Genomic DNA, 21,834 nt, shown 5'->3' with positions numbered 1-21,834 from the left:
TGTAGTAAGATAAGCATATATTAAATTTATTTTACCACAAGTAGACCGTAATGCTAGAAGGGAGTTTCTATGTCCGAACAATTTTCTCACTCTATCCATCGCCTAGGACAATCTATTCTACAAAACATAGATGATATCACAGCCAACACTAGACATTTAATTGATATGAACACTCAAGTACAGAGCCTACCAGGTGAGTCATATACTTTCACTGAACAAATTCTAGTTTCACTAGGTGAGTCCATTGAAGCAGGAGAAATTTCTTATCCCTCTGAAGATCTCCAAAGATTTGAAGAGGAAGAAAACTTCCCTGCTTATTTAGATACGATCTTAATGAGCATTACAGCGATGAAAAAGTCGTTACTGACTTATATGGAAGGTCACCAACATACATTTTCTTTAACAGTGTCTGACGTTATTACTATATCGAAATTAATAGATCCCTTGATTGATCATTCCATTAACCTTTTTACCGAAAGCTACCTTGATAAGAAAACTCGTAGCCTTCAGAAACAGTATATTCAAGACGATGCACTAACTGTCCCAATCATTAAAATCTCTTCTAAAGTAGCCATTTGCCCGATCATTGGTGAAATAGATGAAAAACGCGCGAATCTCATTCTTGAACGCACGTTAATGGAATCAAGTGCGAAGAAAATCCGCTCTCTGATTCTTGATTTATCAGGCGTAGCCACACTTGATACGATGATGACCCAGCATCTCTTTAAAATCGTTGATTCTCTTGAAGTGATGGGTGTTGAAATTATTGTGACAGGTGTAAGTTCTGATGTCGCTATAGGTGTAGTATCACTTGGACTTGATTTGCAATCTCTTACAATCAAGCAGAACCTAGAAGGTGCATTAAAGTCTTTAGGAATGTTGGAGGGTTAAGCTCCCGACTGTAAAAAAAGAATTCAGAAAAGCCCCATCTCACGCAAAGAGATGGGGCTTTTCTGAGAATCATTTCCTTGTTTTATCATTGTCCGTCTGCACCAAGGTATATGGTTTCAATCTTTTCTTCAGTTGACTCATTTTTATTAACCTTATATGCACTCGCTTCTTTTCTTGAACTGACAGCTACTTTAAGCGATTGGTCAATAAAATGAGCGGCTACTCCATCATCAAGGGCGATTCCTGGTTGCATTTGCGCATTATTAATCATTTGATGATAGGCTGGTTTACGTTCTTCTTCTCCATCATAGTGAGGACAGCAACTCCCCTTTAAAAACCCAAGACACTTCAGTGACTCGAGCTTATCTCCATAGGAATCCGTGAGTCCTTCCTCAAACCAACAGATCGCCCCTGCACTAATTCCAGCTAAAATGACGCCTTGCTCCCAGGCTTTCTTCAATATATGATCTAAGCCCCATTCTTTCCAGAGCACCAATAAGTTTTTGGTATTTCCACCACCAACGTATATTATGTCTTGATTTAATAGAAATTTTTCAATATTTGCACGCGGATTAAATAGAGACAAATGAGAAGGAATACAGAGCTGATTTTCAAAGAAGGCATAGAATTTCGCTATGTATCCTTCCGCATCACCGCTTGCTGTTGGTATAAAACATATCTTAGGTTTCGTACACTTTGCTTGATTAAGAATGTATGCATCTAAGAGTGGGTTATCCTGTTCCATCGAAAAACCGCCGCCTCCCATGGCTATAATTTGCTTCACGTTTCCCTCTTCCTTTCTATACGAACAATCTGACTTACTGTGTTCCTAATTCCCGATCCAATGACTTGATCCCTGCAAAAAAAAGCTGTGCACCCTCATCAGGTACACAGCTCTTCATCCAATTACACTGCTTTTTGTTGCATCTTTTCTCGTTTTCTCTTTGATAATACTTCCTTGCTTGCTGCCTTAAAGAAGGAATACCCCATGAGGAGAACGACGATGGAAAATGGCAATGCCGCAAGAATAAGCATGTTTTGCAATCCTTGTGTTCCACCGAAGTACACAATAATGGCAGCCATACTGGAAAGAGTTAAACCCCAGACAATCTTAATCATCGCGGATGGGTTTAATGAACCCGTCGTACTGAGCATTCCTAATACAAACGTTGCTGAATCAGCTGATGTAATAAAGAAAATGGCAATCACGAAAATCGTGATAAAGGACATTAGCGTGCCAAGAGGATACTCTTGTAAAACCGCAAATGTTGCCGTCTCAATCGAATAATCCGAAATCGTTGCAATTCCACTCTGCTGAAGATCGAGCGCTGAGACTCCAAACACCGCAAAGAAAATAAAACAGACAATAGATGGAACAAATAAAACCCCAAGCATAAACTCTTTTATCGTTCGACCTCTTGAAATTCTTGCAATAAATATCCCCACAAATGGAGACCAAGAAATCCACCATGCCCAGTAAAAAATCGTCCAGCTATCGACCCAAGAACGTTGATCATTGTTGATCGGCTCAATGTGAAAACTCATATCGAAAAAGTTTGAGATATAACCGCCTAAGGAGCCCGTAAACATGTTCATAATGTAGAGCGTTGGCCCTACAATAAGGAGGAGAATCATAAGCGCAAATCCAAGTATCATATTAATGTTACTCAAATATTTGATTCCTCTTTTTAATCCCGACCATGCAGAGGCAATAAATAGTGCTGTTGAAATAACGAGAATAAGCAACTGTACAGAGAAGTTTGCTGGTGTGTTAAACAAGAATTTAAGACCCTGATTAATTTGGGCAGATCCGAATCCTAGTGTAGCTGCAACGCCTACTACTGTTGCGACAACAGCAAGAGTATCGATCATATACCCTAGCGTCCCCTGCATCCTCTTTTCTCCAAACAAAGGGGTTAACGTAGCGCTAATCAATCCAGGATATCCTTTATGAAACTTAAAATAAGCTAGCACGAGAGCAACGAGCGCGTAGACAGCCCATGCGTGTACACCCCAGTGAAAAAAAGAAAACTGTAGAGATTCCTCAATAGCTCGTTCTGTTCCTAATTCACCACTCGGGCTGCTTTTGAAGGCGTGAGAAATTGGCTCTGCGGTTGTCCAAAACACCATGCCCATTCCCATTCCTGCACTAAACAACATAGCAAACCAAGTTGGCAAGCTGAACTCTGGCTTGTCGTCTTTTCCACCAAGCTTAATGTCTTTAAATCTAGAGAAAATCAAATAAATACAGAAGATTAGAATAGCCACAACAATCAGAAGATAGTACCATCCAAATCGACTAGATATGTAAGTAGTTGCGGTAGATGTTACCTCCTGTAAATGCTCAGGCCAAATCGCTCCCCACAAAACAACGAGCAAACATACAATGAGACTATACCAAAAAACTAATGTAGCATTTTTCATTAACTCACCTCTCGTACTGATATTTTCTATGTAAAAAATCCCTATCCTACTAGAAAACTAAACGCTTTACCATTATTGATCGAAACATTTAAAAAGGAGAATGAGACAATCCACACTTTTATCTATCTATTTAGGGTAGTGTCTTTTCTGCAGTTTCAATGTCCCAATTTTACTGATACCCTAATCATCAAAATCTAATCCAGAAATTGTGAAATGAATGAAAATTTATTTCATAACTTCTCTTCTTACTCCTCCACCGTTAGTAATCATTCGACTTCCAATAATATTTCATAGTGATTTTTCTATCTATCAGCTTAATGATAAGATAGTATAGAAATATAAGATTTGTTTAGATGAATTAGAAACGAGGTGTATGATATGATTCATTCTAATATCCCTACCTATACTTCCATTGAAGATGCATCTCAAGATGTCTTAGAGGTTATTAGTAAATTCGTAGGCGTAAATACATTTTTTGTAGCCAAAAACGATAAGACAGATGTAGATATTATTTCTTCATTCAATCGTGATGAAATTATCCTGGAGTCAGGTTTTGAAACATTATATCGCGATTCCTACTGACAATTCATCGTAAAAGGCGGTCGTGAACCCCTTATTATTGATGATTTGGCAGCCCATGATTCAACAAAAAATATGGAAGTTACCAAAAATCTCGGTGGTGGCTCATTAATTGGTGTACCTATTTATTATCGTAACGGTGATAACTACGGTACTTTATGTGGACTTGATCTTAAACCATTTCACTACAATCAAGATCACGTTGATTTATTTAAAGCGATGGCTAACCTTCTTGGAAATGTCCTTGAATTAGAAAGGGCAAATACTGAGATCGAATCACTATCTGTGCCTATTGTTCCCATTTCAGAAGAAGTAGCCATTCTTCCGATCATTGGAGACGTTAATGAAATTCGAACAGAACGATTAATGGAACGTGCTCTCGCTGAAAGTGCAAAGAACAACCTTGATTATCTCATTTTCGATTTATCAGGACTTGTTAATATTCACAGCCAAAGTGCGACCAATCTTCTTAAAATAGGAGAGTCTCTTAAACTTGTCGGAGTTCAAATGATCGTAACAGGTATTCGTCCGGATCTCGCGATAAAAGCGGTTCAAGCCTCAAGTGACTTTGACCAAATTGTTGTAAAATCAAATCTTCAACAGGCTTTGCATTGGATCGGATACAGCTTAATTAAAAAATAAAAAACAAAGACTGCCAGTTGGTAGTCTTTGTTTTTTATGTTGAATTTCTTGAATAAGAAACTTATTCTATCTTTGTAAACATCCTGCTGCATACATTTTGGCCATGTTCGAATGACTCTTCATTATTATAAAGCCCGTATCAAAAGAATTGAAAACCAATCGCCTGAGCCAAGAATCGAGAATCCACAGCATTAGCTAAAATAAAACGATTAAGCTGGTGATGGTTCCAAGTTCAAATAGGTATCTTCAATTTGTTGAGGTGGAACCGGCTTGCTGTAGTAATAGCCTTGAATACTATCACACCCTTTTGATGATAGAAAATCAGCTTGTTCAATCGTTTCTACCCCTTCTGCAATAACGTGTAGTTTTAATTGCTTGCTCATGGCAATAATCGCACTCGTAATTTGATCGGACTTCACATTTTGTGTTAACTCATCAATAAAGGATTTATCAATTTTCACCTGATTGATCGAAAAGTCTTTGAGATAGCTTAACGAACTATGACCTGTACCAAAGTCATCAATAGAAATACTCACCCCGAGTTCTCTAAGAGAAGTAATCATCCACGATGAGCGAGTAGAGTTTTCCATTGTCATACTCTCTGTCACCTCAAGCTCTAACAATGTTGGATCAAGAGAATACTTGGTTAGCGTTTCTTTAATCGTTGTAATTAGTTCATCACTCTGAAATTGCTTAGCAGAAAGATTCACTGAAACACGAAGAGGATAACCGCTCTCACACCATTTCTTCGCCTGTTCACAAGCCATATCAAGCACTTGACGGCCGAGTTCAACGATAAGACCTGTCTCTTCCGCTAGTGAAATGAAATTGCCTGGGTAGCGGAGTTCTTCCTTTCCTGCTTTCCAGCGAACGAGGGCTTCAACTCCTGACAGTGAACCATCAGTGCATTTCACCTGAGGTTGATAATGTAGAATAAATTCTTTGTTGATAAGTCCCGCTCGAAGCGAACTTTCTTCTATTAATCTCAATTCACTTTTTTGTCCCATGGATGTCGAGTAGAATTGATATTTCTTGCGATTACGTCCTTTTGCAGAATACATCGCAATATCGGCATGCTTCATCAATGATTCAACGTTTGTTCCGTCACCAGGTGCTGCTGCTATGCCAATACTTACCGAAGTGGACAGCTCGTGGCTACTAACCTGAAATGGCTTCTCAAATGCTTCAATAATTTGATTCGCAAGCTCATCAGGATAAATGTGCTTAAATCCGTCGAGGACAATCACAAATTCATCCCCTCCAAGGCGTGCGAGAAAACCAAATGGGTCCACGCATTCTTGCAGACGCACGGAAACTGCGCATAGAAAAAGATCACCTGTGTTATGACCAAGAGCATCATTAATAACTTTAAAACGATCAAGATCGAGCATCATAACAGCAAGATCTGCTGGTTCATCTACTTTCCTAAGGCAGTTTTCTAGGTATTCAACAAATGAGCGACGATTTGGTAATGACGTTAAGGCATCAAAATAAGCCATTTGATGGGTTTTTTGCTCTGCTGCTCTTTGCTTCGTTATATCTTTTGTAATAGCATAGATCCGATCAAGACGATCATTTAAATAAATGGGAACGAACGTCACATTTAAATCGTTTACCCCTCCGTCAAACGTAAAGACCTTCGTATTGAAACTGACAGCCTGCCTTGTGTCATGCACCGAAAGAAAATAGTGACTCACTCTCTCTAATTCTTCACTTTCGAAAAAATCCATTGGATTTACATGACTTAATTCATCTTTTTTCACACGGAATAGTTTTTCACCTGCCGGATTGAGCGAACGGATTTTTCCATCTACTGTCAAAGTGAGGATCGCATCAATGCTATATGTAAGCAGTGATCGTAAACGATAGTCATTACCCTTCATCTCAATTGACTGCTTAATCAATTTCCGTTCAGTCACAACACCAAAAATCAAAATCGTTTGAACGCACAACGTACCGACGGCAATAGCAATGGAAAGAGCGGACGTGTCTAATCCTTCTATAACTGGTTGATGATGTACTTTAGACATATAGAAGGTCGCAGCTTCAAGTCCAACGTAATGCATCCCCGCAATAGCAATTCCCATAATTCCCGCACTGCCTATCTTTAGTAAAATTAAGTGACGGTATTTTTGGGATCTAGAAAGGGTAAAGGCTAGTTTTAGCGCTGTAAATGAAGCACACATAGCGATAAGTGTTGAAAGAACGAGCAACCAATCATTGTAAACGATCTTAACATTTTCCATCGCTTCCATACCTATATAATGCATAGCGATAATAGCCCCAGACATAAAGATCGTTCCAACAACTAACCTTTTAATCGTTAGCTCCTTCCCTCCAACTGCGACAAGAGCAATGAAAGATCCAAAGAAAGACGCGCAAGTAGATAGAGCAACAAGGGGAACATCATAGGTCATTGGCATCGACATTGAAAAAGCAAGCATGCCGATAAAGTGCATCGACCATATTCCAACTCCCATTGCGCCAGCCCCACCAATGACCCATACCCATTTGCGAATCCCTTTCGAATAAGAAACTCTACCTGCGAGATCTAGCGCACTATATGAAGCAAAGACCGCGATGACTACTGACAGTAAGACGATCCACCAATTATATTCTCCTATCATTTCAATCATAGTGTTGTGCCTCCGAAGTTATCATAAGAAATCTATATATGATCTTTATCGGCATATAGGAACAATACGTTAAGTTTTCTAGCTTGCTATCGTCGAATGCCTAGCTTCCTTTTCACATCTTTCAAGAACGGCTGCGCTTTAGCTCTTGCTTTCCTTGCTCCCTCTTCAAGAATTTGGTCAAGCTCATCTCTATGAGCCATATAGTAACGGTACTTCTCTCGAGGTTCAGCTAAGAAATCATCCATAACATGAAAAAGTTCTTTTTTCGCTTCTCCCCATCCGATCCCTTCTTTGAATTTTTTTCTCATTTCAATCGTTTCGGCATCACTAGCAAATTCTTTATAAAGTGCAAATACCGTTGATGTATCAGGATCCTTTGGTTCTGTTGGGTCAGAAGAATCCGTTGTAATACGATTAACTAACTTTTTAAGCTTATCTGGCTCTTCAAACAATGAAATCGTATTGTGATAGCTTTTACTCATTTTCCTACCATCAAGCCCAGGAAGTACGGACGTGTTTTTATCGACAATATAGCTTGGCAACGTGAACGTTTCTCCAAATTGAAAATTAAAAGCAGCGGCTATATCCCTTGCGATTTCCACATGCTGAATCTGGTCTTTGCCTACAGGGACGAAATCGGTTTGAAACATTAGAATATCAGACGCCATTAAAATGGGATAAGTGAATAACCCCATATTCACCCCTTCATCCTCTTCGCGATCTCCCTCACGATTTTTCTCCACAATTGCTTTGTAGGCATGCGCCCGATTCATTAATCCTTTAGGGCTAAAACAAGCCAAAATCCACGATAATTCAAAGATTTCTGGTACATCCGATTGACGATAGAGAATCACCTTTGTTGGATCAAGTCCAAGTGCAAGCCACGTAGCTGCAATCCCGTACGATAATTCTTCCATCTGCTGCTGATCTCGAATTTTCGTCAATCCGTGGTAATCTGCGACAAAATAAACAGGGTCAAGTTCCTCATTCATCGCTTGTTTTAAAGCTGGTTTAATCGCTCCAATGTAATTGCCTAAATGAACTCTTCCAGTCGGCTTAATACCTGTTAAGATCGTCTTTTTCATATGTCCCTCCATCATTTTAGACAACACAAAAAGCCCCTCATCCTCTAAAAAGGACGAGAGACCCGTGGTGCCACCTTTATTCGTTTACAAACGTAAACGCGCTTACCCCTTACAGAATGAAACCTATTTCAATAAGGTGTCTCTTGTATCGGTAAGACGTTCCGCCGAATCCTACTTTACTGTTCAGTTCGGTAGCTCAGAAGCCCATTCATCTGTTGCGCACACTGGTTTTCACCTACCACCAGCTCTCTAAAGTGCCGCTCAAGACTACTCTTCTTCTTCATTGCCTAGTTATTTTTTCTTATTCTATCGTGACGCTTATTTGAAATCAATACATTTCCTGATTTTCATTTGAATATTTCTTCTTACTCAGGTACATGATTGACTTATATGCTTATTTCTTCACTTAAATAACAGTTGCTCTATAGCATTCTCGCATTTCGAAAGGAGATTATGATGAACGATCTACACTCATTCAGCTGGTATGCTGCTCGGATTAAGAAACACCTTCCACCTGAAGCTTTTAAGCCTGTTCCAGTACGACTCTTCGGGGGATTTACATATCTCGTCATCACATTGACCTGTTTCTTAATCATTGCCTCCAATCCTTTACCTACCCTCATAGCACTTGTCTTTTCATTTATGATAGGCGCTTGCTTTGCCGGACTTGGTTTTCTTGGCCATGAAATTCTACATGGAACAGTTGTAAGAAATGCCTTGCTACGTGATATTCTAGGCGCGATTGCGTTTTGGCCATTAAGTACTGGCCCAAAACTTTGGAGAAAATGGCACAACCTAAATCACCATGTACATACTCAGCATGATGCTAATGATCCAGATGCATGGCCAACCCTAGAACGTATTTCGAGAATGAAAATGTTCAAATGGATTTACGGACTCCCGTTATTTATCCGTTCGTTCTTTGCTTTTATTTCATTAACGGTTCAATTTACCGCCCATTCGATTAAAATGTTTTTTACTTATGTAAAAGAATTTGCGCCAAAAAAGCAACGTGACGTTTTTCTACAAATGATTTTGCCCTGGGTAACATGGATCAGTCTTATCTTCGTGATCGGGATAAGGAATTGGATATTTGCTTATTTTATTCCACTTCTCATCGCAAACTTTATCGTAATGGCTTATATCTCAACAAATCACAGATTAAATCCATTAACACCTATCAATGATCCGCTTGCGAACAGTCTCACCGTTACAGTACCAAAAATAGTGGACATCCTACATTTCAACTTCTCGTATCACACAGAGCATCATCTGTTTCCAGGGATGAATCCGAAATATTATCCACTTGTGAAAGAGCATATTAAAACAATGTGGCCAGAACGATACCACGAGATGCCAATGACAAGAGCCCTAATCTCTCTCTGGCATACGCCTCGAGTTTATCATGAACAGACAAATTTAATTGATCCCAGAACGAGTGAGACATACGGTTCACTAGGTAACAAGCTTTACCCAAAATCCATACTCCCAAAAAAGACAACAGATTGAAGGAGCTTGTTCAATCTTTCTATACAAGAAAAGGCTGATTTAAAGTTAATCAGCCTTCTTGCGCATTTATTATTCAACCCGTGCTCCTTCAACAGGAATTCCCTGCTGAATACAGCTTATGTTCCGAGAATTAGTAGCCTCCTCCAACAAAAGCTGCACCTACGATGATAAGGAGAATAAACAGCACTACAATTAGAGCAAACCCACTGCCGTAACCGTATCCCATGGAGTATGACCTCCTTTCCATCTTGGATTACTTCATACTATGCAACTTCCTATTGAATGGATGGGCATTCGTTTAGTTTTATCGTTACTTTTCTAACCATATTGTTAAGCATAAGGCAGTTGCCTACAAGAAAGAATGCTAATCGAACAAGAATTTCGAAGCAACGTTTACCAATGACTCTTGCTCCGTTTTCTAAATTTCTCAACATTTTAAATCCGCTTGATTATATAAGTATATGCTTATATAATGATTTGTGGAGGTGAAGAAATGGAGAACACTATGATTGAAATCGATCAGGCTGCTTCTGTCCTTAAATTACTTGGAGATAAAACGCGTTTAACGATAGTGGGCCTTTTAAAAGATGGTGAATGCTGCGTCTGTGAGTTTGTAGAAGTATTGCAAATGAGCCAACCTTCTATCAGTCAGCACCTAAGAAAATTGAGAGACTCTGGTTTAGTGAAAGAACGCAAAAAGGGCCAATGGGTATTCTATTCATTAAATGCAGATCATGAAGCCTTTTTAGTTATTCAGAGTATTTTAACCTTCATTCCTGACCAAAAGGATAAACTTTACGAACTAGAAAAAAAAGGACTACGCATTTGTTGCGATTAATGGAGGTATTAGATTGACAGTCACACTCGCTATTCTTATTTTCATACTTACGTTAGTACTCGTTATTTGGCAACCTAAGAACCTGGGTATTGGCTGGTCTGCGTGTGGCGGCGCATTGCTTGCTTTATTAGTCGGTGTGGTAGATTTTCAAGATGTCATCACCGTAACTGGGATTGTATGGAATGCTACCTTTGCTTTTATTGCCATCATTCTCATCTCTCTTATTCTTGATGAGATTGGATTCTTTGAATGGGCGGCGCTTCACATGGCACGGATCGCCAAAGGAAACGGACTTCGCATGTTCATTTACGTATCGTTACTCGGAGCAGTCGTTGCCGCTTTATTTGCAAATGACGGAGCTGCCCTTATTCTCACGCCAATTGTTCTTGCGATGGTACGGAACTTGAACTTTAAGGAAAAAATGATTTTCCCATTCATCATGGCAAGTGGGTTTATTGCCGATACAACCTCACTTCCACTTGTTGTGAGTAACCTTGTGAACATCGTTTCCGCTGACTTCTTTGATATCGGATTCGTTGAGTATGCATCACGTATGATTGTGCCAAACTTATTTTCCTTAGGCGCAAGTATCCTTGTCCTTTATCTGTTCTTCCGAAAAGACATTCCTGGAAATTACGACGTTAACCAGCTTCGCGTTCCACATGAAGCAATTAAAGACAGCAGAATGTTTAGGCTCTCCTGGTTTGTCCTTGCGATTCTACTTGTCGGTTATTTCTCCAGTGAATTTATCGGAGTTCCTGTATCGATTATCGCAGGAATCGTCGCGATCTTCTTTCTACTAATGGCGAGACGCAGTAAAGCGGTTGAAACGATGAACGTCATCAAAGGGGCCCCATGGGCGATTGTTTTCTTCTCAATCGGAATGTATGTGGTCGTTTATGGCCTTCGTAACCAGGGACTAACAGATATTCTTGCAAATGTCATCCAATCAGTAGCAGATCAAGGTTTGCTCGTAGGAACCGTTTCGATGGGCTTCATCGCTGCAATCCTGTCCTCAATTATGAATAACATGCCAACTGTTATGATTGATGCACTAGCGATCGAAGCGACTTCAACGACCGGTACAATGCGCGAAGCCCTTATTTACGCGAATATTATTGGATCTGATTTAGGTCCAAAGATTACGCCAATTGGGTCTCTTGCAACACTATTATGGCTCCACGTTCTCTCCCAAAAGGGCGTCAAAATATCGTGGGGATACTACTTTAAAATTGGTGTTATTTTAACAGTACCAACTCTACTCATTACATTACTTGGCCTTTACTTCTGGCTACTAATCATCTAAATTTTAATTTAAAAAGGAGAACAATATATGTCTAACAAAAAATCAATTTATTTCTTATGTACAGGTAATTCATGCAGAAGCCAAATGGCTGAAGGATTCGGTAAAAAACACTTAGGTGATGAATACGATGTTTATTCTGCGGGGATTGAAGCCCATGGCCTCAACCCTAATGCTGTTAAAGCAATGAAAGAGTCCGATATTGATATTTCCGCCCAAACTTCCGACATGATTGATATGGATCTTTTAAACAATGCGGATCTTGTAGTTACGCTTTGTGGAGATGCGAATGATAAATGCCCGAGAACACCAGCGCATGTAAAGCGTGAACATTGGGGATTTGATGACCCAGCTAAAGCAGAAGGCACAGAAGAAGAAAAATGGGCTTTCTTCCAGCGAGTACGTGATGAAATCGAAGAACGTATCGCACGGTTTGCAAAAGAAGGACGTTAATTTATTAGAAAAGCACCTCGGATCCCGAATCCGAGGTGCTTTTCTAATGCTATTATTTTTGGCTCATTCAGCGATTTTCGTCATTATTCCCACGAAAAACAAACTATATCCCCGATATCTCAGTTATTTCCGCGGAAATGAAACGGAAATGACTTTAAAGCTTTTTCATTTTATAAACTTCTCGGCTATCAATAAGGTCACCGATATCCTTGCGATACTTCTCATAATGCTCTGAGTTAATGTGCGTTTCAATCGCCTGTTGATTTTCCCACACTTCATAGATCACAAATGTTGTATCTTCTATAGATTGATGAACGTCATATTGAATATTACCTTCTTCATTCCTTGAACCTTTCAGAACTTCTTGAAGAACACTTAAGACATTCTCTTCTTTACCTGTTTTAGGCTTTAAAATCGCCGTAACCGCAATTTGTTCCATAAGTTTACTACCTCCAATGCTTATTTAAGAATAGGATAAGCATAGTAGCTTCAACTTATTATAGCAATTGATGTGCTTGTTATGAATTAGGGGCTGGCTTCAAGATAGTGCGCTGAAGTGGGACTCCCCCCATGGTGACGTTTCGTTCAATAAACAGATACTTCTTACCATCGATCTTAAACTTACGATTACCCAGGTACTCCACATCTTTTCCTTGCGCACTCAGTTCATTCTTAAGTGCCCTTACGTATTCATTGTAGTCGATATAGCGTTCATCCAGGTCAATCTGGATATGATTTTTCCGATAGCCCATTAACCAATTGAAGCCAGTTAAAGATGCAACAATAACTACCAACATAAGAAACAAGTTCATCATGCAGCATTCCTCCCGAGCTCTTTTCTATTTATACGAATGAGGGGTCTCTTTCGTTTCGTTTTTTTGAAAATAAAGGAAGTTTCATTAATTCTTTTTACATCGTATCCTTCTATTAACGTTTGGATTAGAGAAAATACGTCAATAGACTACTATGACCATAAGAGAAGGAGAGGATTAATTATGGCACTATTAGAAATCAGTGTAACACCTGTAGGGACAAGTCAAACGAGCATGAATCATTTTGTAACAGAAGCTGTAAAGTTAGCTGAGAAAGAAGGATTCACTTACCATATTGGACCAACCTCTACTGTCTTTGAAGGAAACGTCGATGAACTCTTTGAATTAGCAAGAGACATTCATACAAGTGCTCTAGGAAAAGGTACAGATCGTGTTATCACAAATATTAAGATTGAACAAAGAGAAGACCAGCCTCTTTCAATTGATGGTCAAGTGAATGAAGTTCGAAGTTCAATTGGGTAATAACAAAAAGGAGGGAGCGAATGATTCGCTCCCTCCTTTTATTTCTAACTTAGAATCTCTTCTTTCTTTAAAACTCCCTCTATTCCATGGCGTGCCTCATTGACAACTGATTCTCTCCATTCGGAATCATCCGGGTAAAACATCGCTTCGAATTCTCCTAGAATCCATTGAATATCATCAACTGATTCTGCCCCTTCAAAATACAAATGGTTTTCCAAAATAATCGTCGTAAATTCGCGAATTTCAGCCTGTTTATCTGTCCCAAACGTTCCGAACTCAAACAATGCCGACAGAAGATATGTTTCTGGAAATGCTTCTTCTTTTAATTTGTAGAAATGATTCGTAGAATCCCCTTTAACTTTTTCAGGAGTATACTTTTCGACGTTGTTAAGATTGTACGCTTCTTGTAACTCCTTCACGTCTCTTCCATCATTCTCTGAGATCACCATCGTTATTTCATTTGTTGGTCCGAGAGCTGTATGCCAATCCATGTGGACAACACCAGGATAAGTTCCTAACAACTTTTCTTGTATATCCTTCAAGAAAAGAGCTGATTCTTCAGCTGTTGAACCTCCGTAATAGACACCGCGCTCAAATTCAAATTGTCCCATTCCCTTTGCCTTTTTTAATCCTGCGTACCCTTCCTTTGCGAGACCTTTAATCAACTGTGCATATAGCTTGTGCTTCTCTGCTTGTAAGTCAGTGATTTTACCATCTGGAAGAAACAAGTCGCTTTCCTTAGCATAATTTTTATTCACGTCTCTACGAATAGAATTTTCGTCATAAAAGTAATTTCTGTTGAGATCAACATTATTTTCCGTAACCCGTCGGAAATGACGCATTCCCCACGGATTAAGGGCATGAATCAGGCAAATCCCAGTCGTTGAAGGATCGATTTGATCAAGATATTCTTCTACGAACATATGGATAACCGCTGCTCCAGCATACCCTTCTATCCCGTGTTCACCTGAAGTAAAGAATAAGACACGATCGTTTGATGTAAGGGCTTCAGAGGAAATCATATCGATTGTATTATCTTCTTCTTTCCCAATTGACTTTGTTGATAAGGTTGCGGAAGGCCATTTCTTTTGGATTTTATCAAGATGATTGCGAAATGTCTCGCGTGACTGTTCATAATTTTTAGCAAAATAGTGATCTGTTTGAAGTGTCATAACGAATAATCTCCTTTGCGTTCTATTGTACCGTTGCTAAATTGGTTATCTAACCTTTTCATACCACTATCCGTAATTATCAAACTTCTAAGAGTTCAAATACCCGGTAACTTTCTATCTTTCCATTAAGCAAGATACAAAAAAAGATGAAAACTCGTTTCAGAGTCTCCATCTTATTTGTTCTTCTCGTATTTTGATACTTGATGCGATTGTTCATATTCAGCAAGTTCTAATTCTAAACGCTTTTGTGTACGCTTTTTATCAACGTTGAGAAATAGTGCCGCTACCGCTATAAAGCCTATACTTAACATTAAAAACTGTAGTATTAATTCTAATGACATCATTCATTCCCTCTTTCTATTTTTCCATTTATTCCTTACTTTTTGCTTATCGTGTGGGGGTTATATATTTACCCTTTATTTCGCCACTCTAAACATCTGTATTGGTTTCAGGCTTAATGGAAACAAAGCAAAGAAAGATCGCAATTGCTGTTACACCTGCTGAAGCATAGAAAACAACTTCATGAGACTGCTTCATGAGCAATGCATAGATTGGTGGACCAGCCGCTACGCCAAGAAAGCGAGTCGAGCTATATAGAGATGTAATTGTTCCACGTTCTTCTTTTTTTACCCCTTCTGTGATGAGGGCATCAAGACAAGGTAGAGACATTCCAATTCCTACTCCACCCACAAATAAGATCAGTAACATCAACCAGAGTCGTTCTGTAAATGAAACGCTTAGTGTCGCTGCTGCCAGAATAAATAAACCAATGAAAATGCACCATTTCATCGTTTTCTTATTCTCACCGATACGTTTTCCCGTCACAAAAGAGGTTAATGAAAGAGCAACAAGTGGAATAGCAATAACCCCACCTTTTTTAACACCTACAATTTGAAATTCATTTTCCAAAAACCCGGCAAGATAGAATAGAATGCCAAAAAGAACAAACATTATCACACCGCCAATTGCAAAAATCGCCGTTAACCACTTTCCATCTTTTCGAAAAATATTTTTTAAGCATGACAAAAAACAGGAAAAAGTTTGTGGCTTCTCTTTTTTTTCTGGTGACTTAACAAGGAATATGACAAGTAATATTGAAATAAGTGAGAAAACAGGTATGGACAAGAAGGGCAAGTACCAGAGAAAGGATGCCAGAAGAGCTCCAAGAATGGGACTCAGCACCTTCCCGACTGTATTTGATGTTTCAATTAAGCCTAATCCCGCACTTACATCTTTATCATTTTTGAATAAATCTCCTACGAGAGGAAGAACAACTGGGGCTGCTCCAGAAGATCCAATCCCTTGAAGTACCCTTCCTATAAGAATCATGACGTATGGATTTTCTAGAGACCATGATGCCCAGCCTGTGACGAGCCCTCCAATCCCAGCGATAAACAAACTCGGGATGATCACTTTTTTTCTTCCGTATCGATCGGACAAATAACCGGCAATTGGAATTAATAAAATGGCTGCAATAGAATAAACCGTAATGATCATCGAAACCTTAAAGGATGTGATGCTGAGCTTCTTTTCAATTATAGGCAAGACTGGAATAAGCATTGAGTTCCCTAGCGTCATCACAAGTGGAATTGAAGCAAGTGATATCAAATCCCACTTCTTTTTATCATCCATGAGCATCCTCCAATAAAACTTAACTTCTTACGTAGTTTGCCTGCTCTCGTTAGCGGGTATACCTTAGTAAAAGCTGGCTATTATTATTAATCATTTAGAAGAAATTCCTGTTATTTAGATCGAATAACTTTGACCAAGAGGAATTTAACACATAGATAATCGTCGAAAATGTGTAACATAACTTACAGTCAGGCAACGACTTTTTTTAGTATACTTAACATGGAGATGAACCATGTAAAATCCATTTGGAGGTCAAACATATGATTACACTTTACACATCACCAAGCTGTACTTCGTGCAGAAAGGCAAAAGCGTGGCTGGAAGAGCACAACCTTCCTTATGAACAGCGCAACATGTTCGCAAAGCCGCTCACAGAAGATGAGATTAAAGCTATAATTCGTATGACTGAAAAAGGTACCGAAGAAATCATCTCAAAGCGTTCAAAAGCCTTTGATGCGCTTGATAAAGAGGTTGATGAGCTTACACTTCAGGAACTATACAGCTTAATTAAAGAAAATCCTGGCATTTTAAAACGCCCGATTTTACTTGATACAAAACGACTTCAAGTAGGCTTTCACGAGGACGAAATCAGAAGTTTTCTCCCTAGAAAAGTTCGAGCTTTTCAACTTGAACAAATCCTTCAAGAAGCAAAATAATAAATTGTCCCTTTAGAGTAAGCGAAACAAAAAGCGAGAGAGGTTTATCCTCTCTCGCTTTTTGTTTCGCTATTTCTCCTGATCATCAAATCCTTGAATCGTAAATTTCTTCATAAAATAAAGAACGAGGATTAAAATAAAGCCATATCTGATCTCAGTATCAGCAAGATTAAAAATCCCTTCGCTCCAGCTCACTTTCATAAAATCAATCACATAACCATATTGAATACGATCAATCAAGTTTCCAAGTCCACCACTAATGAGTAAGCCAAAAGCTAGCTGCACAGCAAAGCGTTTTGGGGTGGCACGTATGTATCCATAAATAAGGAGAAGTACGATACTCGCTTGTAGAAAAATTAATAAACCTGTGTATCCTTCTAACAATCCTCTTGTAGCTCCTGTATTGTAGTAAAGCTGAAAGGTTAAAAATCCATTGATCGCGTCAATTTGTTCATTTAAGGTTAAGATCGAGTCAATCCATCGCTTTGTTACAAGATCCATAACAAGCAAAATGGTCACCATCGTGATCATCCGTTTCACCGTGCCCACATCCTTTTTTACTCTTCAACCATTATCCTTTATGACCGCTTTCTCTGACAATCATTTCGTCTTTTATGCTTGATTGACACACTTCTATACAGGGTAAGGACTTATAGAACCTAGTAACAAGTCAATTACTCTGGAGGTTTTGTGATAATGTATCAACAGATTTTACTTGCATCGGATGGATCCACAGATTCAGTAAAAGCAGCTGAAAAGGCTTTTGAATTAGCAAGCTTAACAGGTGGACATGTTGAAATCGTTTATGTCATTGATGGTGAAACATCTAAGCACGATGCGTTACGTCATGCCGATTCCCCCGGTCTTGATATGGAGAGAAGAGAGAAACTAAGCTCCACAGAAGCAATTGCTGAAGAAACAAACGTTTCTTATGATGTGACTATTCTACATGGATCTCCTTCCACAACTCTTATTGATCATGCAAATGAAACAAAAAGTGATCTTGTAGTTATGGGCACAAGAGGACTTAATGTTCTTCAAGAAATGGTGATCGGCAGTGTAAGTCATCAAGTCATCCAAAAGGCAAGCTGCCCTGTACTTATTGTCAAATAATGAATGAAGCAGAGAAAAGACTCCTTAGCTTAAGGAGTCTTTTCGTATAAATAATTCGTTAAATATCCTGCGTCCTCAGGATAGGCATGTGGAATTTCTTCTACTTCATCAATCGTTTTCCATTCAATTTCCTTCACATCTTCTTCAGAATCGTCAAGAGAAAGCATACCACCTACCACATTTACTTCGTAATAATAGGTCGTCACATTCATTCCATTCACATCCTGATCTTTAACGAACAAAGGTTTCTCAATGGCTACTTGATACCCCGTCTCTTCCATCACTTCACGAACACAGCACATCTCAGGCGTTTCTCCCTTCTCGATCTCACCAGAAGGAACGGCCCATTCGTCAGTTTCATTACGAATCATTAGTAAATCTCCCTGGTCATTGATACATACAGCAGCTGCTCCAAACCATTCCTGCATTCTACTCACCCTTTAGCTTCCATTATGTATTTAGGGACTCGTCTGACTTTTAACGTGTTCTGAACTAGAAACCTGATGATTTGTTTCTTCAGGTGCTTTCATTCCATATTTTTTTTGGATGATAAAACCAATCATTAGAATCGAAGCGATCAAACCCCAGAAAATCCAACCGATTAACGTCAATTTGTCCCCTCCTCCATTAAACTCTCTCATTATTCTACGATTCACGGCGCCTTATTGTTTCAAATAGTTACTAAAAAGTGCCTACTTACCAAAAAAATTCATGAACTTTATAATGGGAAAACGGGAGAGAAGGTTTACTAAAAGCTCCCCAAGTGAAACATATTCATATTCTGAACTTATTTTAAGGAGGATTTTCATAATGAAAGCTCTTTTACTAAAAGCTAAAGGACAATGGGATTCAATGAGTGTTGAAGAAATCGATACCCCTTCACCTGGAAAAGGAGAAGTTCTTGTAAAAATCCACGCTGCGGGCTTGAACCCAGTTGACTATAAGACAGCAACTAACGGGAATCCAAACTGGGAATACCCGCACATTCTTGGACTTGATGGTGCTGGTATTATTGACCAAATTGGTGATGAGGTAACTGAATGGCAAGCCGGCGACCGAGTCGTTTATCACGGTGACCTGATGAGAAAAGGAACGTTCGCACAATATGCGATTGCACAAGCTCATACCATCTCTAAACTTCCTGAGTCGATCTCATTCGTTCATGCGGCTGCAATTCCAACAGCTGGTTATACAGCCTATCAGGCGCTATTCCGCAAACTTCATATTCAACGAGGTCAAACCATACTCATCCATGCTGGCGCTGGCGGCGTAGGAGGCTATGCTATACAGATGGCCAAATACATGGGATTAACGGTGATTACAACTGCTTCCCGCCACAATCATGATTTTGTAAAAAAACTCGGGGCTGATTATGCCATTGATTATAAAGAAGAAGATTTTGTGAACCGAACGCTTGAAATAACAAATGGAATTGGTGTTCACGCTGTACTAGATGCGGTAAGTGGTGATAATGCAACCAAATCGCTAGACACACTTACGTTTAATGGGCAAATGGCTTATATTGCAGGTGCACCCGACTTTGCGCAGGGCGTTTCCTTTGCTCGTCCTCTTTCGTTCCATCAAATCGCACTTGGTGGTGTCTATCAATCCTCTAATAAAGCTGAGCAAGCGGATCTTGCCATGATGGGTGATGAGATGATCAACCTACTGTTGGGTGGATATGTCGATCCAATGATCAAGAAGACAATATCGCTTGAAGAAATTCCGCAAGCATTGGTTGAGCTTTCAGAACGTCATGTTACAGGGAAAATTGTAGCTGAAATCGAACAGGAATAACCTATTGGACTCGCTCTCTTTCAAAAAGGGCGAGTCTTTTTCTGATCATGAATCTTCCGAATCATTCGTTTATCCTATACCCCCAGAGGGTAATTGTTTTGTACATACTTATTTTAGAGGTGAGATGATTTGACTACTTTACAGCTTATATCCATTGTTGCCCTATCAATTGGACTTCTTTCTTCCATCGTCATTCTTATAGACATCATTCATCATCCTCAAATGATGAAAATCATGAATGTGGTCTGGCCGATTAACGGATGGTTTCTTGGACCTTTCGCTATCTGGGCTTATTTTAAATGGGGGCGTTTGAAAGCGAAGAATTTGGATCTAGAAGACAATCGCGGAAAGTCTGCCAAAGTGTTTATGTCCACAAGTCACTGCTCTGCCGGTTGTACACTTGGTGATGCGGTAGGCGTTCCGATCGTTGCTTTAACAGGTTTTGCGCTGCTTGGTTCCATTCTCTATACTCATTATCTTGTCGAGTTCATTCTGGCATATGGGTTTGGTATTCTATTTCAATTCTATGCCATTTACCCTATGAACAAAGAGAATGGTGCATGGAATGCGATTAAAGAAGCTGCGAAAGCCGATACGCTTTCTTTGATCGCTTTTGAAGTTGGCATGTTTGGTTGGATGGCCATCGTTCATTTTGTTTTATTTACCGAACCACCAAAGCCCGACTCAGCTGTCTACTGGTTTATGATGCAAATTGCGATGATTCTTGGATTTGCCACAAGCTATCCAGCAAATTGGTGGCTCGTAAAGAAAGGAATAAAAGAAGCAATGTAACTGAAGAAAGCCTGGCCTTAGGCCTGGCTTTCTTCATACCATTTAGGAATGGTCCGGTCGAAGCCTTCATACATCTCCCACACATACTGAATGGCCTCTTTCGCTTGAGGAAGATCTTCCGGAAAGTAATCCATTGCCCAATTCATATGATAGATCAGAAGCTGAGCCATATGAACCGATCGGATTTTCCAAAACAGTTCAGGAACACAATCAATAAAGTAACCATGAATAACCCCTTTTGAGAAAGGAATGCTTAAACGACTTGAGAATAATTCTAGCTTATCAAACTCCGAATAAGCCGTATTTACACCGCATCGATTAAAATCAATCACACCAGCATATTTTTTCTGAGAGATAATCAAATTCCCTGCATGAAAATCATGATGAGCAAAGACGAGCCTGCTTTCACCGATAAGATGGATATTGTTTCTTACATAGTCAATGGTCTTTCTACCATAAGGGATTTGTATATCAAGTCTATAATACCGTTCTACCGCTTTCTCAAATTTTTCTTGAATAAAGGCCATATGTTCCGGCATTGACGCTTCGATTCGAAGTTGATGCATGTGAACGAGATCTAATCCTGCTTCATAACCAGCAGCATACTGTTCTTCCATTGTTAAGTTCGCTAAAGCAGCTTCGCCATCTTCCCCCTCCAGAAAAGAAAAAATCGTATAACAGAAGTTTTCTTCAGGAACTTCACCGAACGCATAAATTTCCTGACAGCGGACTCCTAGCTTCTTAAAAGCCTTCATCTTCTCAACTTTCTCTTGAACCCGCTCACGTAAATCCAACTCATATAATCGAAGCAATACGTTCTTTCCATTCCACTTTGTTACATATTTTAAATCAAAAGAATACCCCTTTGTAATCTTTCTTAATGTAACATTCGATAGTTCAGGAATATGCGATATGACTTCTTCTTCCGTAAGACTCCTCAAGCAATCCCCCACCTTTCTATAGGAAATATTATCCTATCAAATCTTCAGAAAAAAAGAAAGATTGCTGAAATGGTTC

General features: G+C 39.3%; 26 protein-coding genes and 1 other annotated feature. Of the genes, 12 read left to right on the top strand and 14 right to left on the bottom strand.

From position 1 onward, the window contains the following. The first annotated feature begins 69 nt into the window (after positions 1-69). The gene (locus tag AC0VYJ_RS05035; protein ID WP_475366702.1) at positions 70-891 is read left to right on the top strand and encodes an STAS domain-containing protein; all 822 of its coding nucleotides are present in this window, start codon (positions 70-72) and stop codon (positions 889-891) included. 85 nt (positions 892-976) lie between these two features. On the opposite strand, the gene AC0VYJ_RS05030 is transcribed toward AC0VYJ_RS05035, so the two are convergent. Beyond that, positions 977-1,675 (bottom strand): Type 1 glutamine amidotransferase-like domain-containing protein, encoded by a 699-nt coding sequence (locus AC0VYJ_RS05030; protein WP_475366701.1) that lies wholly within the window; start codon positions 1,673-1,675, stop codon positions 977-979. Between the two features lie 122 nt (positions 1,676-1,797). Next, positions 1,798-3,315, bottom strand: a complete 1,518-nt coding sequence (locus tag AC0VYJ_RS05025; RefSeq protein ID WP_475366700.1) for a BCCT family transporter — start codon at positions 3,313-3,315, stop codon at positions 1,798-1,800. Positions 3,316-3,693: 378 nt separating this feature from the next. On the opposite strand from AC0VYJ_RS05025, the gene AC0VYJ_RS05020 reads away from it, so the two are divergent. After that, positions 3,694-3,897: a hypothetical protein gene (locus AC0VYJ_RS05020; RefSeq protein ID WP_430243679.1), complete on the top strand. Its 204-nt coding sequence runs from the start codon at positions 3,694-3,696 to the stop codon at positions 3,895-3,897. 6 nt (positions 3,898-3,903) lie between these two features. Then, positions 3,904-4,536 (top strand): STAS domain-containing protein, encoded by a 633-nt coding sequence (locus AC0VYJ_RS05015; protein WP_475367457.1) that lies wholly within the window; start codon positions 3,904-3,906, stop codon positions 4,534-4,536. 209 nt (positions 4,537-4,745) lie between these two features. On the opposite strand, the gene AC0VYJ_RS05010 is transcribed toward AC0VYJ_RS05015, so the two are convergent. Next, positions 4,746-7,172 (bottom strand): EAL domain-containing protein, encoded by a 2,427-nt coding sequence (locus tag AC0VYJ_RS05010; protein WP_475366699.1) that lies wholly within the window; start codon positions 7,170-7,172, stop codon positions 4,746-4,748. A gap of 86 nt (positions 7,173-7,258) precedes the next feature. Beyond that, positions 7,259-8,257, bottom strand: coding sequence for a tryptophan--tRNA ligase (locus AC0VYJ_RS05005; protein ID WP_475366698.1), 999 nt, complete (start codon positions 8,255-8,257; stop codon positions 7,259-7,261). A gap of 46 nt (positions 8,258-8,303) precedes the next feature. Next, positions 8,304-8,550: a binding site (T-box leader), on the bottom strand. A 163-nt stretch (positions 8,551-8,713) separates the two neighbouring features. Between AC0VYJ_RS05005 and desB the strand changes: the two genes are divergently transcribed. After that, positions 8,714-9,766 carry a Delta(10) desaturase DesB gene (gene desB, locus AC0VYJ_RS05000; RefSeq protein WP_475366697.1) on the top strand — a complete coding sequence of 351 codons (1,053 nt, stop codon included), beginning with the start codon at positions 8,714-8,716 and terminating at the stop codon, positions 9,764-9,766. Between the two features lie 130 nt (positions 9,767-9,896). On the opposite strand, the gene AC0VYJ_RS04995 is transcribed toward desB, so the two are convergent. Continuing rightward, positions 9,897-9,992 (bottom strand): YjcZ family sporulation protein, encoded by a 96-nt coding sequence (locus AC0VYJ_RS04995; protein WP_142329528.1) that lies wholly within the window; start codon positions 9,990-9,992, stop codon positions 9,897-9,899. 267 nt (positions 9,993-10,259) lie between these two features. Here AC0VYJ_RS04995 and AC0VYJ_RS04990 point away from each other — a divergent pair, with 267 nt between their 5' ends. From AC0VYJ_RS04990 to arsC, 3 genes are read left to right on the top strand one after another with little or no spacing between them, the layout of a single operon-like run. Continuing rightward, positions 10,260-10,604 carry an ArsR/SmtB family transcription factor gene (locus AC0VYJ_RS04990; RefSeq protein ID WP_430243686.1) on the top strand — a complete coding sequence of 115 codons (345 nt, stop codon included), beginning with the start codon at positions 10,260-10,262 and terminating at the stop codon, positions 10,602-10,604. Between the two features lie 13 nt (positions 10,605-10,617). Next, positions 10,618-11,910 carry an arsenic transporter gene (locus tag AC0VYJ_RS04985; RefSeq protein WP_475366696.1) on the top strand — a complete coding sequence of 431 codons (1,293 nt, stop codon included), beginning with the start codon at positions 10,618-10,620 and terminating at the stop codon, positions 11,908-11,910. A 27-nt stretch (positions 11,911-11,937) separates the two neighbouring features. After that, entirely contained in the window at positions 11,938-12,360 is a 423-nt protein-coding gene (arsC, locus tag AC0VYJ_RS04980; RefSeq protein WP_475366695.1) for an arsenate reductase (thioredoxin), read from the top strand. Between the two features lie 154 nt (positions 12,361-12,514). Here the strand turns inward: arsC and AC0VYJ_RS04975 are convergent, their stop codons facing one another. Together AC0VYJ_RS04975 and AC0VYJ_RS04970 are read right to left on the bottom strand one after the other, a co-directional pair. Next, a complete protein-coding gene (locus AC0VYJ_RS04975) occupies positions 12,515-12,799 on the bottom strand; it encodes a putative quinol monooxygenase (protein ID WP_430243690.1) in 285 nt (94 codons plus the stop codon). Between the two features lie 79 nt (positions 12,800-12,878). Next, complete coding sequence (locus AC0VYJ_RS04970; protein WP_430243692.1) at positions 12,879-13,175, bottom strand: hypothetical protein; 297 nt, start codon at positions 13,173-13,175, stop codon at positions 12,879-12,881. A gap of 180 nt (positions 13,176-13,355) precedes the next feature. Between AC0VYJ_RS04970 and AC0VYJ_RS04965 the strand changes: the two genes are divergently transcribed. Next, the gene (locus tag AC0VYJ_RS04965; protein WP_226616259.1) at positions 13,356-13,655 is read left to right on the top strand and encodes an MTH1187 family thiamine-binding protein; all 300 of its coding nucleotides are present in this window, start codon (positions 13,356-13,358) and stop codon (positions 13,653-13,655) included. A gap of 44 nt (positions 13,656-13,699) precedes the next feature. Here AC0VYJ_RS04965 and AC0VYJ_RS04960 read toward each other — a convergent pair whose 3' ends face one another. From AC0VYJ_RS04960 to AC0VYJ_RS04950, 3 genes are all read right to left on the bottom strand, one after another. Then, complete coding sequence (locus AC0VYJ_RS04960) at positions 13,700-14,827, bottom strand: M14 family metallopeptidase (RefSeq protein WP_475366694.1); 1,128 nt, start codon at positions 14,825-14,827, stop codon at positions 13,700-13,702. A gap of 173 nt (positions 14,828-15,000) precedes the next feature. After that, positions 15,001-15,171: a hypothetical protein gene (locus tag AC0VYJ_RS04955; RefSeq protein ID WP_430243696.1), complete on the bottom strand. Its 171-nt coding sequence runs from the start codon at positions 15,169-15,171 to the stop codon at positions 15,001-15,003. An 85-nt stretch (positions 15,172-15,256) separates the two neighbouring features. Then, positions 15,257-16,459, bottom strand: coding sequence for an MFS transporter (locus AC0VYJ_RS04950; RefSeq protein ID WP_430243697.1), 1,203 nt, complete (start codon positions 16,457-16,459; stop codon positions 15,257-15,259). A 260-nt stretch (positions 16,460-16,719) separates the two neighbouring features. On the opposite strand from AC0VYJ_RS04950, the gene spxA reads away from it, so the two are divergent. Further along, positions 16,720-17,115, top strand: coding sequence for a transcriptional regulator SpxA (gene spxA, locus AC0VYJ_RS04945; RefSeq protein ID WP_194220443.1), 396 nt, complete (start codon positions 16,720-16,722; stop codon positions 17,113-17,115). A gap of 69 nt (positions 17,116-17,184) precedes the next feature. On the opposite strand, the gene lspA is transcribed toward spxA, so the two are convergent. Further along, on the bottom strand, positions 17,185-17,646 hold the full coding sequence (lspA, locus tag AC0VYJ_RS04940) for a signal peptidase II (RefSeq protein WP_475367456.1): 462 nt from the start codon (positions 17,644-17,646) through the stop codon (positions 17,185-17,187). Between the two features lie 165 nt (positions 17,647-17,811). Here lspA and AC0VYJ_RS04935 point away from each other — a divergent pair, with 165 nt between their 5' ends. Continuing rightward, positions 17,812-18,228 (top strand): universal stress protein, encoded by a 417-nt coding sequence (locus tag AC0VYJ_RS04935; RefSeq protein WP_475366693.1) that lies wholly within the window; start codon positions 17,812-17,814, stop codon positions 18,226-18,228. Between the two features lie 29 nt (positions 18,229-18,257). Here AC0VYJ_RS04935 and AC0VYJ_RS04930 read toward each other — a convergent pair whose 3' ends face one another. Together AC0VYJ_RS04930 and AC0VYJ_RS04925 are read right to left on the bottom strand one after the other, a co-directional pair. Next, entirely contained in the window at positions 18,258-18,656 is a 399-nt protein-coding gene (locus tag AC0VYJ_RS04930; protein WP_475366692.1) for an NUDIX hydrolase, read from the bottom strand. A 30-nt stretch (positions 18,657-18,686) separates the two neighbouring features. Then, positions 18,687-18,839 (bottom strand): hypothetical protein, encoded by a 153-nt coding sequence (locus AC0VYJ_RS04925; RefSeq protein ID WP_475366691.1) that lies wholly within the window; start codon positions 18,837-18,839, stop codon positions 18,687-18,689. A gap of 199 nt (positions 18,840-19,038) precedes the next feature. Here AC0VYJ_RS04925 and AC0VYJ_RS04920 point away from each other — a divergent pair, with 199 nt between their 5' ends. Both AC0VYJ_RS04920 and AC0VYJ_RS04915 read left to right on the top strand, forming a co-directional pair. Next, positions 19,039-20,025 (top strand): zinc-binding dehydrogenase, encoded by a 987-nt coding sequence (locus tag AC0VYJ_RS04920; RefSeq protein ID WP_430243704.1) that lies wholly within the window; start codon positions 19,039-19,041, stop codon positions 20,023-20,025. Between the two features lie 129 nt (positions 20,026-20,154). Then, positions 20,155-20,817, top strand: a complete 663-nt coding sequence (locus tag AC0VYJ_RS04915; RefSeq protein WP_430243706.1) for a DUF4396 domain-containing protein — start codon at positions 20,155-20,157, stop codon at positions 20,815-20,817. Positions 20,818-20,834: 17 nt separating this feature from the next. Here AC0VYJ_RS04915 and AC0VYJ_RS04910 read toward each other — a convergent pair whose 3' ends face one another. Next, on the bottom strand, positions 20,835-21,758 hold the full coding sequence (locus AC0VYJ_RS04910; protein ID WP_475366690.1) for an aminoglycoside phosphotransferase family protein: 924 nt from the start codon (positions 21,756-21,758) through the stop codon (positions 20,835-20,837). Positions 21,759-21,834 lie beyond the last annotated feature (76 nt).

Source organism: Anaerobacillus sp. 63XJN7_5_ISO-PGPR-S23-430 (assembly GCF_056173695.1).
The sequence above is the reverse complement of the archived record's forward strand: the minus strand, read 5'-3'. Positions and strand labels throughout refer to the sequence as shown.

Coding starts and splice junctions, on each gene's coding strand:
- AC0VYJ_RS05035 (WP_475366702.1), top strand. CDS start 70: ATGTCCGAACAATTTTCTCACTCTATCCATCGCCTAGGACAATCTATT.
- AC0VYJ_RS05025 (WP_475366700.1), bottom strand. CDS start 3,315: ATGAAAAATGCTACATTAGTTTTTTGGTATAGTCTCATTGTATGTTTG.
- AC0VYJ_RS05020 (WP_430243679.1), top strand. CDS start 3,694: ATGATTCATTCTAATATCCCTACCTATACTTCCATTGAAGATGCATCT.
- AC0VYJ_RS05010 (WP_475366699.1), bottom strand. CDS start 7,172: ATGATTGAAATGATAGGAGAATATAATTGGTGGATCGTCTTACTGTCA.
- AC0VYJ_RS05005 (WP_475366698.1), bottom strand. CDS start 8,257: ATGAAAAAGACGATCTTAACAGGTATTAAGCCGACTGGAAGAGTTCAT.
- desB (WP_475366697.1), top strand. CDS start 8,714: ATGAACGATCTACACTCATTCAGCTGGTATGCTGCTCGGATTAAGAAA.
- AC0VYJ_RS04995 (WP_142329528.1), bottom strand. CDS start 9,992: ATGGGATACGGTTACGGCAGTGGGTTTGCTCTAATTGTAGTGCTGTTT.
- AC0VYJ_RS04990 (WP_430243686.1), top strand. CDS start 10,260: ATGGAGAACACTATGATTGAAATCGATCAGGCTGCTTCTGTCCTTAAA.
- arsC (WP_475366695.1), top strand. CDS start 11,938: ATGTCTAACAAAAAATCAATTTATTTCTTATGTACAGGTAATTCATGC.
- AC0VYJ_RS04975 (WP_430243690.1), bottom strand. CDS start 12,799: ATGGAACAAATTGCGGTTACGGCGATTTTAAAGCCTAAAACAGGTAAA.
- AC0VYJ_RS04970 (WP_430243692.1), bottom strand. CDS start 13,175: ATGATGAACTTGTTTCTTATGTTGGTAGTTATTGTTGCATCTTTAACT.
- AC0VYJ_RS04965 (WP_226616259.1), top strand. CDS start 13,356: ATGGCACTATTAGAAATCAGTGTAACACCTGTAGGGACAAGTCAAACG.
- AC0VYJ_RS04960 (WP_475366694.1), bottom strand. CDS start 14,827: ATGACACTTCAAACAGATCACTATTTTGCTAAAAATTATGAACAGTCA.
- AC0VYJ_RS04955 (WP_430243696.1), bottom strand. CDS start 15,171: ATGATGTCATTAGAATTAATACTACAGTTTTTAATGTTAAGTATAGGC.
- AC0VYJ_RS04950 (WP_430243697.1), bottom strand. CDS start 16,459: ATGGATGATAAAAAGAAGTGGGATTTGATATCACTTGCTTCAATTCCA.
- spxA (WP_194220443.1), top strand. CDS start 16,720: ATGATTACACTTTACACATCACCAAGCTGTACTTCGTGCAGAAAGGCA.
- lspA (WP_475367456.1), bottom strand. CDS start 17,646: ATGATCACGATGGTGACCATTTTGCTTGTTATGGATCTTGTAACAAAG.
- AC0VYJ_RS04935 (WP_475366693.1), top strand. CDS start 17,812: ATGTATCAACAGATTTTACTTGCATCGGATGGATCCACAGATTCAGTA.
- AC0VYJ_RS04930 (WP_475366692.1), bottom strand. CDS start 18,656: ATGCAGGAATGGTTTGGAGCAGCTGCTGTATGTATCAATGACCAGGGA.
- AC0VYJ_RS04920 (WP_430243704.1), top strand. CDS start 19,039: ATGAAAGCTCTTTTACTAAAAGCTAAAGGACAATGGGATTCAATGAGT.